14 protein-coding genes are annotated in these 15,556 nt (G+C 72.7%); 10 read left to right on the forward strand and 4 right to left on the reverse strand.

Translation table 11 applies throughout. The annotated features are described in order from the left end of the window. Positions 1-14 precede the first annotated feature (14 nt). Complete coding sequence (locus AB0O21_RS17275) at positions 15-938, reverse strand: EamA family transporter (protein ID WP_365171916.1); 924 nt, start codon at positions 936-938, stop codon at positions 15-17. Positions 939-992: 54 nt separating this feature from the next. Continuing rightward, positions 993-1,811, reverse strand: a complete 819-nt coding sequence (locus AB0O21_RS17280; protein WP_365171918.1) for an isocitrate lyase/phosphoenolpyruvate mutase family protein — start codon at positions 1,809-1,811, stop codon at positions 993-995. Positions 1,812-1,908: 97 nt separating this feature from the next. Between AB0O21_RS17280 and AB0O21_RS17285 the strand changes: the two genes are divergently transcribed. Beyond that, complete coding sequence (locus AB0O21_RS17285) at positions 1,909-2,115, forward strand: hypothetical protein (protein WP_365171920.1); 207 nt, start codon at positions 1,909-1,911, stop codon at positions 2,113-2,115. Between the two features lie 14 nt (positions 2,116-2,129). Here the strand turns inward: AB0O21_RS17285 and AB0O21_RS17290 are convergent, their stop codons facing one another. Beyond that, positions 2,130-3,242: a pyridoxal-phosphate dependent enzyme gene (locus AB0O21_RS17290; RefSeq protein WP_365171922.1), complete on the reverse strand. Its 1,113-nt coding sequence runs from the start codon at positions 3,240-3,242 to the stop codon at positions 2,130-2,132. 224 nt (positions 3,243-3,466) lie between these two features. Here AB0O21_RS17290 and AB0O21_RS17295 point away from each other — a divergent pair, with 224 nt between their 5' ends. From AB0O21_RS17295 to AB0O21_RS17335, 9 genes are all read left to right on the forward strand, one after another. Beyond that, complete coding sequence (locus AB0O21_RS17295) at positions 3,467-5,044, forward strand: S8 family peptidase (RefSeq protein ID WP_365171924.1); 1,578 nt, start codon at positions 3,467-3,469, stop codon at positions 5,042-5,044. A gap of 185 nt (positions 5,045-5,229) precedes the next feature. Continuing rightward, on the forward strand, positions 5,230-6,390 hold the full coding sequence (locus tag AB0O21_RS17300) for a DUF4190 domain-containing protein (RefSeq protein WP_365171926.1): 1,161 nt from the start codon (positions 5,230-5,232) through the stop codon (positions 6,388-6,390). Between the two features lie 138 nt (positions 6,391-6,528). Next, a complete protein-coding gene (locus AB0O21_RS17305) occupies positions 6,529-7,281 on the forward strand; it encodes a GntR family transcriptional regulator (RefSeq protein WP_365171928.1) in 753 nt (250 codons plus the stop codon). 269 nt (positions 7,282-7,550) lie between these two features. Further along, positions 7,551-9,245 carry a hypothetical protein gene (locus AB0O21_RS17310; RefSeq protein WP_365171929.1) on the forward strand — a complete coding sequence of 565 codons (1,695 nt, stop codon included), beginning with the start codon at positions 7,551-7,553 and terminating at the stop codon, positions 9,243-9,245. 160 nt (positions 9,246-9,405) lie between these two features. After that, entirely contained in the window at positions 9,406-9,591 is a 186-nt protein-coding gene (locus tag AB0O21_RS17315; RefSeq protein WP_360900784.1) for an SPOR domain-containing protein, read from the forward strand. Positions 9,592-9,619: 28 nt separating this feature from the next. After that, positions 9,620-10,042, forward strand: a complete 423-nt coding sequence (locus AB0O21_RS17320; RefSeq protein ID WP_365171931.1) for a (deoxy)nucleoside triphosphate pyrophosphohydrolase — start codon at positions 9,620-9,622, stop codon at positions 10,040-10,042. A 157-nt stretch (positions 10,043-10,199) separates the two neighbouring features. Continuing rightward, positions 10,200-10,628 (forward strand): ATP-binding protein, encoded by a 429-nt coding sequence (locus AB0O21_RS17325; RefSeq protein ID WP_365172029.1) that lies wholly within the window; start codon positions 10,200-10,202, stop codon positions 10,626-10,628. Between the two features lie 146 nt (positions 10,629-10,774). Continuing rightward, positions 10,775-13,390: a SpoIIE family protein phosphatase gene (locus AB0O21_RS17330; protein ID WP_365172030.1), complete on the forward strand. Its 2,616-nt coding sequence runs from the start codon at positions 10,775-10,777 to the stop codon at positions 13,388-13,390. A gap of 42 nt (positions 13,391-13,432) precedes the next feature. Beyond that, positions 13,433-14,653 carry a hypothetical protein gene (locus tag AB0O21_RS17335; protein ID WP_365171933.1) on the forward strand — a complete coding sequence of 407 codons (1,221 nt, stop codon included), beginning with the start codon at positions 13,433-13,435 and terminating at the stop codon, positions 14,651-14,653. Between the two features lie 137 nt (positions 14,654-14,790). Here the strand turns inward: AB0O21_RS17335 and AB0O21_RS17340 are convergent, their stop codons facing one another. Continuing rightward, a complete protein-coding gene (locus AB0O21_RS17340) occupies positions 14,791-15,510 on the reverse strand; it encodes a PspA/IM30 family protein (protein ID WP_365171935.1) in 720 nt (239 codons plus the stop codon). Positions 15,511-15,556 lie beyond the last annotated feature (46 nt).

Genomic DNA, 15,556 nt, shown 5'->3' on the forward strand with positions numbered 1-15,556 from the left:
CCGGGAGGGGCGGACTACCGCTGGGCGGGCTTCGTGCGCTCCGTGCTGACGATCACGCACACCGCCGCCACGACGATCGCGCCGCCGAGCACGATCGGCCAGGTCAGGGCCTCGTCGAGGATCAGCCAGCCGAGGGCGACGGCGACCACCGGATTGACGTACGCGTACGTGGACACCAGCGACAGCGGCGCGGCCTGGAGCAGCCACACGTACGCCGTGAAGCCGACGAGCGAGCCGAAGACGACCAGGTAGCCGAGAGCCAGCCAGGAGGCGGTGGAGAACGCCGCCGGATCCAGACCGCGGTGCTCGCCGCGGAGCAGGCCGACGAGCACGCCGGCGATCCCGCCCGCGAGCATCTGGTACGCGCTGCCCGTGAACGGGTTCTCCGGCAGGGTCAGCTTCGACGCCGAGAACGAGCCCAGCGACCACAGCACCGAGGCCGCCACCACCAGCAGCACCCCGGAGAGCCGCACGGCCCCGCTCAGCCCCGGGCTGGTCAGCACCGCGAGCCCGGCCAGTCCCACCAGGACCCCGCCCAGGGTGCGCGGCGGCGGCAAGTCCCCACTGCCCGCCCGCAGCACCACCACCCACATCGGCACCGCCGCGACCAGCAGCGCGGCCAGCCCGGACGGCACCGAGGTCTCGGCGAGCACGACCAGGCCGTTGCCGCCGAGGATCAGCAGCAGGCCGACGAGGGCCGCCGAGCCGAGCTGGGCGCGGGTCGCCTTGAGCGCGGCGGGGCCGTAGCGCCAGGCGACGGCGGCGGCCAGCAGCAGGCCGGCGGTGATGAAACGGGCTCCGGCGGAGAGGAAGGGGGGCATCGTCTCGACGGCGATCCGGATGCCGAGGTAGGTCGAACCCCAGACCACGTAGACGAGGGCGAGGGCCGTCCAGACGGCCGCGGCAGGCTTGCTCTCCACCGGAGTTGATGCGCGCATGACCGGATCCTATGGTCGTTGGCCTATGCAGGCTTCTGGGTTTTTGCGGCTGTCTCAGCCCTTGAGCAGCTCGTTCAGCTCGCCGTACGGGAGCGCGTGCGCGAGCGTCCCGTACGTGCCGGTGGCGAGCAGCTCCTCGGTGGCGCGCCGGACCACGGCGTACGCGGCCTCCGCCACCCAGGAGCCGAGGCTGACGCGGGAGACGCCGAGAGCGCCGAGCTCGGCGACGCTCGGGGCGCCGGGGCCGACCAGGATGTTCAGGGGGGCGTCGATGCCCTTGGCGAGCTCGGCGACGGTGGCCGGGTCGGTGACGCCGGGCACGAAGATGCCGGTGGCTCCGGCGCGGAGGTAGGCGGCGGCGCGGGCGAGGGTCTCGTCGAGGCGGGTCGCCGGGTCGCCGAGGCCGAAGAGGTAGGTGTCGATGCGGGCGTTGACGTAGAGCGGGACCCCGGCGGCCTCGGCGGCGGCGCGGGCCGCGGCCAGGCGCTCCGCGTGCTCGGCGGGGGCGCGGTGGCCGTCCTCGATGTTGATGCCGACCGCCCCGGCGGCCAGCACCCCGGCGACGGTCTCGGCGACGCCCGCGGGGTCGGCGCCGAAGCCGCCCTCGATGTCGGCGGTGACGGGCACGGAGACGGCCGCCGCCACCCGGGAGACGAGGTCGAGGGCCCGGTCGCGGGCCAGGGCGTCCCCGTCGGGTGAGCCGAGCGACCAGGCGACGCCGGCGCTGGTGGTGGCCACGGCGGGCGCGCCGGACGCCTCGACGAGGCGGGCGGAGGCGACGTCCCAGGCGTTGGCGAGGGGGAGGGGGGAGGCGGGGGTGTGCAGGTTCGCGAACGCGGTTGCCTTGGCGGCGAGTTCAGGGTGCGTGGTCATGGGGCCACGGTGTCACGCGGGGCGGCCGGGGGCTCGCGGATTTCCGACACGTAGGCCGGGGCTCCGCCGGGGCTCCGCCGGTGGGGGTGGGAGGTGCGTGCGGCGCCGTTGCCGGGGGCGCGGCGGCCTCTACAACGTCGGCACGACGAGCCTGACGGGGAGCGCCGTCACCGGGAACCGCGCCGCCGCCGGGGGAGGCGTCTTCGAGGCCGCCGGCGCGGTCACCCTGAGCGCCACCGCCGTCGCCGCGAACACCCCGGACAACTGCGCCCCGCAGGGCAGCGTCCCCGGCTGCACCGGCTGAACGCCGGACACCCGCTACGGCGCCAGCCCCGTTTTCGCCCCCGCGCCGCACAGCGGGACGACCGCCGTGCGGCCCTGGAGGGGGTCGTCCGGGGCGCCGGGGCGCACGGCCGCCCAGCAGGCGGCGGCCGTCGGCTCGACGAACAGCCCGCGCCGGGCCAGGTCCCGCTGCGCCTCGCGGAGCCGGGCGTCCGGGACCGTCAGGAAGGTGCCGCCGGACTTGCGGACCGCGGCCAGGACCTGGCGGGCCCGCGGCGGGGCGGGGATCGCGATGCCCTCCGCCAGGGTGGGCAGCTGCGGCACCGGCTCGGCGTCCTCGGCGCCCGCCGCGAACGCGGCCGCCAGCGGCGCCACCGCCTCCGACTGGACCGCGATCAGCGCCGGCGGCCGGACCCCGCGCGCCGCGAGCTCCTCCACGGCGAGCGCGGCCCCGAGGAGCAGGGTGCCGTTGCCCACCGGGACGACCAGGGCCTCCGGGAGGCGGCGCCCGAGCTCCTCCCAGATCTCGTACACGTACGTCTTCGTACCGTGCAGGAAGTACGGGTTGAAGACGTGGCTCGCGTAGAAGACCCCCGGCTCCTCCGCGGCGGCCCGGGCCGCCTCCGCCGCGGCTTCCCGGCCGCCCGGGACGACCCGTACGACGGCCCCGTGCGCCCGCATCTGCTCGGTCTTCTTCTCCGAGGTGCCCTCGGGCACGAAAACTTCACAATCCAGCCCGGCCCGTGCGCAGTACGCCGCCACGGAGGTCCCCGCGTTGCCGCTGCTGTCCGCCACGACCCGCTCCGGCGCCAGCCGCCGGGCCACTTCCGCGAGCATCACGGCGCCGCGGTCCTTGAAGGACAGGGTCGGCATCAGGAAGTCGAGTTTGGCGTGAATCCGTTCCGCCAGCGGCACCAGCGGAGTGTGCCCCTCCGCCAGTGAGACGGAGAACGCGCCCGGCAGCGGCAGCGCGGCCGCGTACCGCCACAGCGAGTTCGGCCCGGCCGCCGGTTCCAGCGGACTGGCCGGATCCGGTACGAAGTCGAGGTCCCAGGGGCCGCCGCAGAGCGGGCAGCACCAGGGGGCCGTCCGGGCGTCGGCGCGCGTGCCGTCCTCGGAGCATGCGTAACCCGGCAATGCGTGCGTCATGTGCGGAACACCTTTGCTTGATCATGGCGGGTGTATGGCACGGATGTTACGTCTCCGCCGTCCTCTTGTGAGTGCTGCTGAGGTGGGTCAACCTTTCGGTGGCGACGGCCCGCCGGACCGAATGCTTTGTCATGGGCATGGCTAAAACCGTGATTCCTGCGGTGTGCTCCGACGGCTGCGCGCCTCACCCCCCGCAACGCACCACTCATGAGGAGGACCCCTCAATGTCCGTGCGTCACACCCGCCGGAAGATCGCCGGCATCAGCGCGACCGCCGTCGCGGCCCTCGCGCTCGGCGCCGCCGCCGCGTTACCCGCATCGGCCGCCGACACCGGCGCGCTCGGCGTCATCGAGAACGCGGGCGCCCCCGGCTCCGTGTCCGGCAGCTACATCGTGACCCTGAAGGACTCCGCCGCCCGCTCCACCGACGACAGCGGCAAGGCCGTCGCCAAGCGGTACGGCGCGAAGATCGACCGGACCTACAGCGCCGCCCTCAACGGCTACTCGGTCGAGGTCTCCGAGACGCAGGCCAGGAAGCTCGCCGCCGACCCGGCGGTCGCATCGGTCGTGCAGAACCGGGTCTTCACGGTCGACGCCGCCGACGGCACCCAGCCCAGCCCGCCCTCCTGGGGCCTGGACCGCATCGACCAGCGCGCGCTCCCGCTGAACCAGAGCTACACCTACCCGGACAAGGCCGGCGAGGGCGTCACCGCGTACATCATCGACACCGGCGTCCGCATCACCCACCAGGACTTCGGCGGGCGTGCCTCCTACGGCTACGACGCCATCGACAACGACAACACCGCCCAGGACGGCCACGGCCACGGCACGCACGTCGCCGGCACCGTCGCGGGCGGCGCCTACGGCGTGGCCAAGAAGGCCAAGGTCGTCGGCGTCCGCGTCCTCAACAACCAGGGCTCCGGCACGACCGCCCAGGTCGTCGCCGGCATCGACTGGGTGACGCGGAACGCCGTCAAGCCGGCCGTGGCGAACATGTCGCTCGGCGGCGGCGCCGACTCCGCGCTCGACACGGCCGTACGCAACTCCATAGCCTCCGGCATCACCTACGGCGTCGCGGCGGGCAACGAGTCCACGGACGCCTCGACCAAGTCCCCGGCGCGCGTCGCCGAGGCCATCACGGTCGGCTCCACCACCAACACCGACGCCAAGTCCAGCTTCTCCAACTACGGCTCGATCCTGGACATCTTCGCGCCGGGCTCCAACATCACCTCCTCGTGGGGCACCGGGGACACCGCCACCAACACCATCTCCGGCACGTCGATGGCCACGCCGCACGTCGTGGGCGCGGCCGCCCTCTACCTGTCGCAGAACCCGGCGAGCACCCCGGCCCAGGTCCGCGACGGCCTGGTGAACGCGGCCACCCCGAACGTGGTGACCAGCCCCGGCACGGGCTCCCCGAACCGGCTGCTCTTCGTCGGCGCCGGCGGCACCGTCCCGCCCGGCCCGCGCTTCGAGAACACCGCCGACTACGCGATCAACGACAACTCGACCGTCGAGTCCCCGATCACCGTCAGCGGAGTCTCCGGCAACGCCCCGGCGACCCTGAGCGTCCCGGTCGACATCAAGCACACCTACACCGGTGACCTGAAGGTCGACCTGGTCGCCCCCGACGGCACCGTCTACACCCTGCACAACCGGGCCGGCGGCAGCGCGGACAACATCATCCGGACCTTCACCGTGAACGCCTCCTCGGAGGCCGCCAACGGGGTGTGGAAGCTCCGGGTGAACGACAACGCGAACATCGACACCGGCAAGATCGACTCCTGGGCGCTCCAGTTCTGAGCGGCCGGGGCTGAGCGGGCGTACCGAACGGAGGCGCTGAGCAGGGCGCCGGGCGGGTGCGCCGAGCGGTGAACAGGGCGGGGGCGACCGATGGACCGGTCGCCCCCGCTGCGTACTATTCGCGCGTTCGTTCGCGCCCACCGCGCCACCGCGCCACCGCGCCGCCCCGGATGGAGTCCGTCCCCGTGAGCACCCCGCAGATACCGCCCCCCGGACCGGGCAACCCCTGGGCCCCGCCGTCGCCGCTCCCGGGGTGGGGCCCGCCGCCCGGGTACGGCGCCCAGCCGCCGGGGCTCAACGGGTTCGCGCTCGCCTCGCTCCTCGTCGGCCTGCTGTGCCTGCCGCCGCTCGGCATCGTCTTCGGCATTGTGGCCCTCGTACAGATCGCGAAGAAGGGCGAGAAGGGCAAGGCCCTGGCGATCGTCGGCCTGGTGGTGTCGGTGCTGATGACGGGTCTCATGGTGCTTGCCGCGGACCGGGTCGTGACGGAGCTCCGCCACCGGCTGGAGTCGGTGAGCGAACTCACCGAGGTGGAGGGCGAGCTCGCCGATGTCGACGACCTGCGGGCGGGCGACTGCTTCAACGTCCCGGGCGGCGACCTGATGGACGAGCACCCCCTCATGTACCGGATCGACTGCGCTCTGGTGCACCACGGCGAGGTGACCGAGTCGAAGCTGATGGACCCGAAGGCGGCCCCCGAGTCGGTCGAGGCGGACCTGGCCTACGAGGACGAGTGCTGGAAGGCGCAGGACGCGTACGCGATGGACACCTGGGCCCTGCCCGCCTTCGCGGAGATGTACTACTTCGCGCCCTCGCGCGAGTCCTGGCGCCAGGGCGACCGGCGGCTGCTGTGCGTGATCGGGACGACGGGCGAGGAGCACAAGGGCAGCCTGCGCCAGGACCTGGGCACGCTGAAGCCCGAGCAGGCGGCCTTCCTGCGGGCCGCGAACAGCGTCGAGTTCGTCTTGAGCCGGCCCCCCGAGGAGGTGGTCGACGAGGCCCTCGCCGAGCACCAGGCGTGGGCGCGCGAGGTGTACGCGGCCTTGGGCGAGGAGGCCAAGGTGGTGGGCGGGCACACGTCCCTGCCGGGGATGGAGAAGGCCGCCCGGGCGCAGCTCAAGGAGATCGAGGAGGCCCGCGCGGCGTGGCAGCGCGCCTCGCAGGCGAAGACGCCGGCCGACTTCGACAAGCAGTGGGACCGGGCGCTGGGCGCGTTGTCGCCGGAGACGGAGCAGGCGCTGCGCGGGGCGTACGGGCTGTCCACGCAGATCCCGCCGTGGCTGGAGGAGTACCCGGGGGACTCGGAGCCCGACTCGGGTCGGGGGCCTTCGCGCGAGGCGGCGTGAGGGCCTCTCCGGTAACGCGCGGTAACGGGTTTGAGTGACCAGGCTTCATCACTTCGGGTGAAACTCTGGCCCGTGCTTGCGGTCTACAACCGTCGGTTGCCAGGGTGTAGCTGTCTGTCAACCTGATGGGAGTGGCCAGTGACTTTCGGTGAGCAGCCGGCGTATCTGCGCGTGGCCGGGGACCTGCGACAGAAGATCGTCGACGGCTCCCTGCCCCCGCACGCCCGGCTCCCCTCGCAGGCCCGTATCCGCGAGGAGTACGGGGTCTCCGACACCGTGGCGCTGGAGGCGCGCAAGGTCCTGATGGCGGAGGGCCTCGTCGAGGGCCGGTCCGGGTCCGGCACGTACGTGCGCGAACAGCCGGTCCCGCGGCGGGTCGCCCGCTCCGGCTACCGCACGGGCGGCGCGTCGACGCCGTTCCGCCAGGAGCAGGCGGATTCGGGCGCGCGCGGCACGTGGGAGTCGAGCAGCGAGCAGGCGGCCGCACCGGCGGAGATCGCGAAGCGGCTGGGCATCGAGCCGGGCGAGCGGGTGATGCGGACGCGGTACGTCTTCCGCGACGCGGGGGAGGCGATGATGCTGTCCACCTCCTGGGAGCCGCTTGCCGTGACCGGCCGGACCCCGGTGATGCTCCCGGAGGAGGGCCCGCTGGGCGGTTCCGGGGTGGTGGACCGGATGGCCGCGATCGACGTGGTCGTGGACAACGTGGTCGAGGAGGTCGGCGCGCGGCCGGGCCTGGCGGAGGAGATCCTGCTGCTGGGGGGAGTGCCGGGGCACGTGGTGCTGGTGATCGGCCGCACGTACTACGCGTCGGGCCGCGCCGTGGAGACCGCGGACGTGGTGATCCCGGCGGACCGGTACCGCCTGTCGTACCACTTGCCTGTGCGGTGACCCCCCGCCGTGCGCTGATGCGGCGCCGCTCCCGGGGCTCCGCCCCGTACCCCGCGCCTCAAACGCCGGCGGGGCTGGATGTGGCTGATGCCGCGTGCCCGGTGCGGCTCAAGGATCCGGGGCTCCGCCCCGGCAACGGCGGCGCACCGGACAGCGGACAGGGGGTTCGGGGGGTTTAACGCCTGTGTGACGCGGGGCGCGGAGGCGTAACCCCCGGGCAACGCCGACGGGTGACGGGGCGTCATATCGCGCGCTTAGCGTCGGACGGCATGACCGACATCGCCCCCGCCCCCGCGAAGCCACAGGCGACCCGCAGCTACGCGAAGCTGGCCGCCGACGAGAGCCGTGAGGACTACTCCCTCAGATACGCGCCCCACTCCTTCCGCCGCTGGGGCCCCGGCACCGTCGCCGGCACGGCCCTCGGCGGGATCGCCTACCTCGCCGACTTCGCCATCGGCGCGTCCATCGTCTTCGCCTACGGATTCACCAGCGGCGCCGCCGCGATCCTGGCCGCCGCCGTGGTCATCTTCCTGACCGGCATCCCGATCGCCCGCGCGTGCGCCACGTACGGCCTGGACATGGACCTTGTCACCCGCGGCGCGGGCTTCGGGTACTTCGGGTCCACCCTGACCTCCCTCATCTACGCCTCCTTCACCTTCATCTTCTTCGCGCTCGAAGGCTCGATCATGGCCCAGGCCATGCACCAGGCGGTCGGCCTCCCGCTGGAGGTCGGCTACCTCCTCACCACCCTCGTCGTGATCCCGATCGTGTTCAAAGGCATGGGCGCGCTCGCCAAGGTGCAGGCCTGGACCCAGCCGGTCTGGCTGATCGGGCTCGTGCTGCCCTTCGTGGTGCTCGCCTTCGAGGCCCCCGACGCCTGGGGCGCCTTCGCCGGCTTCGGCGGGACCCAGGGCGCCGGGTCGGGGTTCTCCTGGATCGGCTTCGGCTTCGGGACCGGCATCGCGCTCTCGCTGATCGCGCAGATCGGGGAGCAGGCCGACTACCTGCGGTTCATGCCCGCCAAGACCCCCGCCAACAGCCGCAAGTGGAACCTCGCCGTGCTCGCCGCCGGCCCCGGCTGGGTGATCATCGGTGCGGCCAAGCAGCTCGGCGGCGCGTTCCTCGCCTTCGTCGCCCTCGAAGCCGTCGGCACCACGCACGCCCTGGAGCCGATCGCCCCTCAGATCGAGGCCCTGCGCCCGTGGCTCGGCGGTCTCGCGCTGCCCGCCGCCGCGCTGTTCGTGATCGTGTCCCAGATCAAGATCAACGTCACGAACGCCTACAGCGGCTCGCTGTCCTGGTCGAACTTCTTCTCCCGCGTCACCCACCGCCACCCCGGCCGGGTCTGGTACATCTTCCTCAACCTCGGCATCGCGCTGACGCTGATGGAGTTGAACATGTTCGCGATGCTCGGCAAGCTGCTGGGCTTCTACTCCAACGTGGGCATCGCGTGGATCGCCGCGGTCGCCGCCGACCTCGTGATCAACAAGCGGCTCGGGCTCAGCCCGCCGTACATCGAGTTCAAGCGGGCGTACCTCCACGCCGTCAACCCGGCGGGTTTCGGCGCGATGGTGATCGCTTCCACCGTCTCGATCCTCGCCTTCTTCGGACTCTTCGGCACCCACGCCGAGGCCTTCTCCACCTTCATCGCGGCCGGACTCGCACTCCTGCTGTGCCCGTTGATCGCCTGGATGACCAGGGGGAAGTACTACCTGGCCCGGCCGAACACGGTGAACGGCCCGGACGTCGAGGTCGAGGACGTCACCGCCACCCACGTCTGCGCCGTGTGTGAGACGGCGTACGAACTCCCCGACATCGCCGACTGCCCCGTCCAGGCGGGCCCGATCTGCTCGCTCTGCTGCTCCCTCGACGCGACCTGCGGGGACGTCTGCCGCAAGGGGGCGACGGGCGGCGGCGCGGTGATCCTGCCGATGCCCTCCGTGCGCCCCGCACGCCCCCTCTGAACCGGCGCGCACGGCCCACTCGTACACATGGCCGGATGAGTACGCCCGCGAGGTACCTCTTCGTGAAAAACCGTATCCGCTCAGTAAAGGTCGGGCGTAAGCTCGGGCATATGCGCAATGCGGTTTCCCGGGCAGGTACATCGGCGGAGGGTGAAACGCGATGAACGACAGCGGTGCCCTGCTCCCGTGGCTGGTCATACGTCAGGACGACAACGGCAACCGCTACCGGGTGGGCCGGTATCCCACCCGGGCCGAGGCCCAGAAGGTCGCCGACAGCCTCGACGACCGAGGACACAAGCAGCTCTACTGGGTCGAGCGGATCGGCCAGACCGCCACGACGAACTGAGCATCCAGCACTGGCATAGGCTCCGTCCATGACTGTACGAGTGGTCGTGGGCGGAGCCCTTTGCCATGAGGGGCGCCTGCTGGCCGCCCGCCGCAGCGCGCCGCCGGAGCTCGCCGGCCGCTGGGAGCTGCCCGGCGGCAAGGCCGAACCGGGCGAGTCAGTCCCCGAGGCGCTGGTGCGCGAACTGCGCGAGGAGCTCGGTGTGGAGACCGAGCCGCTGGAGCGGATCCCGGGGGAATGGCCGCTGAAGCCCGGCCTCGTCCTGCACGTGTGGACGGCCCGGCTGCTCTCCGGAGTGCCGGCCCCGCTGGAGGACCACGACGAACTGCGCTGGCTCGGGCCGGAGGAGCTGGAGTCGGTGGACTGGCTCGACCAGGACCGGCCCGCGGTCGCCGAGGCCGGCCGCCGACTGCGCGCCGTGAGCGGACAACGGTCCGACGGGGGCGCGTGACGCTCGCGCGCTGGGCCGTCTGCGCCACAGTGCGCCGGTGGGTGGCGGATCGGGTGGTACGACGCCTCGAATATCGGGTATGTCGCTATTAGTCCCTATCTCGTCCCTCTTTCGTCACAGACGAACCGGACTGGGGTCCGTGCTGGCGGCCCGGGAAGTGATCGGCGTGATCGACACAGACGGTGAACGTGCCGAATGGGCCTTCCCCGCCGAACCAGGTGCCGTCCGCACCGCCCGCCACGCCGTGCGCGGCACCCTCAGGGACTGGGGGCTGGAGGCCGTCGGCGACGTGACCGTCCTGCTGGTCAGCGAGCTCGTCACGAATTCCCTGCGGTACGCCTCCGGCCCCATCGGCGTCCGGCTGGTACGGCAGGTTCCGGCCGCCAGCGGCCCGGCCGGCGGGGCCGCGCTGCTCGTGGAAGTTTCCGATCCGCTTCCGGACCCGCCCCGCGAACGGGTCGCGAAAGCCGACGACGAAGGGGGCCGCGGACTGCACCTCGTCGCAGTCTCCTCGCAGCGCTGGGGGACCCGTCACGGGAAGTCGGGCAAGACTGTGTGGTTCGAGTTGGCTCTTCCTGGTGAGTAACAAGGTGAGATCACGTGACGTGGCTCGAAACTAACGGGACCTTTTTGTGATCGTGAACGCCGTGCCGAGCAGGGCCGTGGTGCTGAATACTGCGGTCATGGCCGGTCCGGTTGCGGTGAGCTGGAGGGGACGGTCGCGTGAGCGAGATACCTGCGCAGGCACAGCAGACCAGCGTGCCTCGGGAAACATGGCACGACGCCCTGTGGCACAGCAGTCCACCTGGCTCGATATATGACTACATAAAGGTCGCGTCGTTCTCGATCGGGCCCGACGGGCTCATCGACCAGTGGAGCCTGCGCGCCGAGGAACTCTTCGGGCTGCCGGCCTCCCAGGCCGTGGGCCGCGACCCCGTCGACGCCTTCATGCCGCCGGAGCTGCGCGCCGACGCGCACCGCCGGGTCTCCGAGATCCTCGACGGCAAAGAGTGGACGGGCCTGATCCCGTTCCGCATCCCCGGCGGGGGCGGTGCGCACGGGGTGGCCGAGATCTACGTGATGCCGACCCAGACCGAGACCGCCGACCGGGCCGCGCTCTGCGTCGTCGTGGACGTACGCGCGCTGCGACGCATCGAATCCGATCTTGCGGCCTCACAGGCCATATTCGGCCAATCTCCCTTCGGCTTCCTCCTCTTCGGTACGGACCTCACCGTGCAGCGGGCCAACCGCCGCTTCGCCACCGTTTTCGGCGGAGCGGCCGAGGAGCACCGGGGCCGGACCGTGCACGACTACCTGCCGCGCCACGAGGCCGACCGGATGGCCGAGGCCCTGCGCCGGGTCCTGGAGACCGGCGACTCCGTCACCGACCTCCGCATCACCGGAGCCGCCCCCGGCAGCCGGGAGAACCGCCACTGGTCCATCAACCTCTACCGCGTGCACGGCGGCACCGGCCGTCCCATCGGAGTCGCCGGCATCGGCACCGACGTCACCCGCCGCCACCTCGCCGCCCGCGAGGCCGCCGGAGTACGGCGCAACCTCGCCCTGCTCAACGAGGCCGGGCACCGCATCGGGAACTCCCTCGACCTGGAGACCACCGCCCGCGAGCTCCTCGACGTCACCGTGCCCGGCTTCTGCGACCTGGCCGCCGTCGACCTCTACCAGGGGCTGCTGCTCGGCGACGACGACCGGCCCGCCCGGCCGCAGGGCCCCGGCGTGCCGAGCCTGCCGGGCCAGGGGCCGGCCCGCACCCCGTCCGCGCCGCTGCGGCGGGTCGCCTTCGCCTCGGCGGTCTCGGACGCACCGCTGTCCGGCCCGGGCGCGCTGGTCTCCGTAGGGGACGTCCACCGCTACCCGGCCGCCTCCCCGGGCGCGCTCGCGCTGCGCACGGCCCGGCCGCGGCTGATCGAGGGCGGCGGGGCCGACGACCTCGTGCAGTCCACGCTGGTCGTGCCGATGGTCGCCCACGACACGGTGGTCGGGCTCGCACAGTTCTCCCGTACGAAGGGCAGCGAACCCTTCGGCGAACGCGACCGGGCCGTCGCCGTCGAACTGGCCGCGCGCGCCGCCGTCTGCATCGACAACGCCCGCCTCTACCGGCGCGAGCACGAGCGGGCGCTGATCCTGCAGCGCAGCCTGCTCCCGCCCGGCGACCCGGAAGCGGCCGGCCTGGACATCGCCTGCCGCTACCTGCCGGGCAACGCGGCCACCGAGGTCGGCGGGGACTGGTTCGACGTCATCGAGCTGCCCGGGCACCGCACCGCGCTCGTCGTCGGCGACGTCATGGGCCGCGGACTGCGGGCCGCCGTCGCGATGGGCGAACTGCGGACCGCTGTACGGACCCTCGCGCTGCTGGACCTCGAACCGGCGGAGGTGCTGACCGCGCTCGACGAGATCGCCCGCGGACTCGGCGCCCCCGGCGGCTCCCAGCAGGCCTCCCGGGCCGCCCTGCACTCGCGGGACGCCGACCGCTCCGAGGTGTACCTCGCCACCTGCGTGTACGCCGTCTACGACCCGGTGACCCGGCGCTGCACGATCGCCAACGCGGGCCACATGCCGCCCGTGCTCGTGGAGCCCCCGGACGAGGCGGGCAAGCCGCGGCCCGCACTCCTGCTGGAGGTGCCGCCCGGCATGCCGCTGGGCGTGGGCGGCGAGCCCTTCGAGGAGGTCGAGGTCGAACTCCCCGAGGGCGCGCTCCTCGCCCTCTACACCGACGGACTGGTCGAATCCCGCGACCACCCGCTGGAGGAGGGCCTGCGCGGGCTGCGGGAGGCCCTCGCCGACCCGGTCCGCCCGCTGGAGGACGTCTGCGACCACGTCCTGAACACCCTCGACACCCGGCACGGGGAGGACGACATCGCCCTCCTCATGGCCCGGGTGCAGGGCCTGCCGGTGGACGCCGTCGGCGACTGGCAGCTCCCGCGCGAGGCCCGCTCGGTGGGCCGCGCCCGCGAACTGGCCCGCGCGAAACTGCCGGCCTGGGGCCTCGAAGGCCTCCTGGACACCACGGAACTCCTGGTCAGCGAGCTGGTCACGAACGCCCTGCGGTACGGCGAGGGCGAGATCAGACTCCGCCTGCTCCTCGACCGGACCCTGGTCTGCGAGGTGTGGGACGCGAACCTGGTCCAGCCGAGACGGCGCCGGGCCCGCGACACCGACGAGGGCGGCCGGGGCCTCCAGCTGGTCGGCCTGCTCTCCGCCGGCTGGGGCACCCGCCGCACCCACCGGGGCAAGACGGTCTGGTTCGAGCTGCCGCTGCCCCTGCCGGGCGGGGTGGCGGAGGCGGTGTCGGAACTCTCGGCGGAGCAGCTGCTGAACATGTACGGATAACGAGTGGCGGGCCCCGTGCCGCGGCGGGCAGGGTACGGGGCGATGACCGACGAAGACGAAGACGGCCAGGCCCTGTACGCCCCCCACGACTCGCTGCACGGCCTGCTCCAGCGCGGCCGCGGCCTGGGCGCCGTACGGGCCCTGCAGGATCCGGCGGCGGCCGCCCCGCTGGTGTACGAGGTGATCCGCCGGGACTGGAGCTGGGACGGGCTCGACCAGCGCGCCCTCTACCACGCACGGCTCCTGCGGGACCTGGAACTGTCCCCCGCGCCCGTGGTGGCGCAGCTGGCGGGGCGCGAGTACGACTGCATGCGGGCGATCGAAGTCCTGGAGCTGCTCGCGCTCGCGGGATCGGACGAAGCACGGGAAGGGCTGCGGGCCCACGTGCGGGAGGGCGAGCACTGGATCCGCGTACTGGAATCGGTCGCGGACCTGTGGCCGGCCGAGTGGTGGGAGGACCTGGGGGACGTCGCACGGACCCGGATGCGCGGGGCGGCGGAGCCGCCGTGGCCCTGCGAACCGTGGATCCGGTTCGGGATCGACACGCAGGTCTTCCAGGACCTGCCCGCCGAAACGCTGGGCGACCGGACCGGTGAGGAGCTGCTCGCCCTGCTGGCCGACACCGGCGGCGCCGACGGTACGAAGACGGCCGCCCTGCGCGAACTGGCCCGCCGGCCCCCCGACGAACGGCTGATCCCGCTGGTGCCCCTGCTCGGCACCGCGAACGGCAGGCACTCGCTGCCCGTCCTGCGCCGGGCCGTCGAGGCCCTCGGCGCCCTCGCCGTGCCGGCCGCGCGGCGGTGGGCGCAGGACGAGCGGGAATGGCTGGCCCGGCTGGGGGACGACGTACTGGCCGACCACCTCGGTCCCGAGGTGATCCCGCGGCTCGTGGTGGAACTGGAGGAGCAGTGGCGGGAGCGGGACTGGTGCGGCCCGTACCTCACCGCGAAGCGGCTGGCCCGGTTCGGGCCGGACGCCTCCGAGGCCGTGCCGGCGCTGCGCCAGTTCTGGCTGCGCACCCCGCACTCCATTGAGCGGCCGGGCTATCTGGAGGCACTCGCCGCCATTGACCCGTCCGGGCTGGACTACGCGCACACGGAGTCCCTGTGGGACTGCGAGGGGGAGGCGCGGCTGCTGGGCATCGCGGAGGCACCGGACGGTCCGGAGTACCTGGCGCGGGTCGCGGTCCTGCGGGACGACCCGATGGAGTCCCAGGAGGTCCGCGCCGCCGCCGCGGCCCGCCTGGCGGATCTGCCCGGCTGAGCGCCGCTGCCGGGGCTCCGCCCCGGACCCCGCGCCTCAAACGCCGGCGAGGCTGGGGGCGCCGGCGTTTGAGGAGCGGGTCTGGGCGGAGCCCAGGGTGCCGCGCAGCGGCCACCCGGCACCCACCCCGGGAGGGACTAGGCGGCCCGCCCCTGCTTGAGCGCAGCGAGCCTGGCTTCGATTTCGGACGTCTTGCCCAGGTCCTCCAGAGACTCGAACTGCGCGTCCAGCGAGGAGGCCGCCAGCTCCTGCTTGCCCAACGCCATCGCCTCCTCCCGCCGCACCTTCTCCTCGAAGCGGTTCAGGTCGCTCGTCGGGTCCATGACGTCGATGTTCTTCACCGCGTCCATCATCGTGTTCTGCGCCTGCGCGGTCTTCGCCCGCGACACCAGCTCGTCGCGCTTCGCCTGGAGTTCCGTCAGCTTGTTCTTCATGGAGTCCAGGCCCGCCTTGAGCTTGTCCACGACCTCCGTCTGGGCGGCGATCGTCGGCTCGGCCGTCTTCGCCTCCTTCTCGGACTGCATCTGCCGGCCCAGCGCCACCTTCGCGAGGTTGTCGAACTTGTCGGCGTCCGCCGCCGAGCCCCCGGCCCGCAGTTCGTCGGCCTTCTTGCTCGCCGCGAGCGCCTTGGTGCCCCACTCGGCGGCCGCCTCCACGTCCTCCTTGTGGTCCGCCTCCAGCATCCGGAGGTTGCCGATCGTCGTCGCGACGGCCTGTTCCGCCTCCGAGATGTTGTTGGAGTAGTCGCGGATCAGCTGGTCCAGCATCTTCTGCGGGTCCTCGGCCTGGTCCAGCAGCGCGTTGATGTTGGCCTTGGCGAGCTGGGTGACGCGGCCGAGGATGGTCTGCTTGCTCATCTGGGTTTCTCCCGTTGGGTCGAGTGGGTCTGTCTGCCGAGCCGTA

The sequence above is a fragment of the Streptomyces sp. NPDC091371 genome (genome assembly GCF_040684275.1).
In the GTDB taxonomy this organism is placed as follows: Bacteria; Actinomycetota; Actinomycetes; order Streptomycetales; family Streptomycetaceae; genus Streptomyces.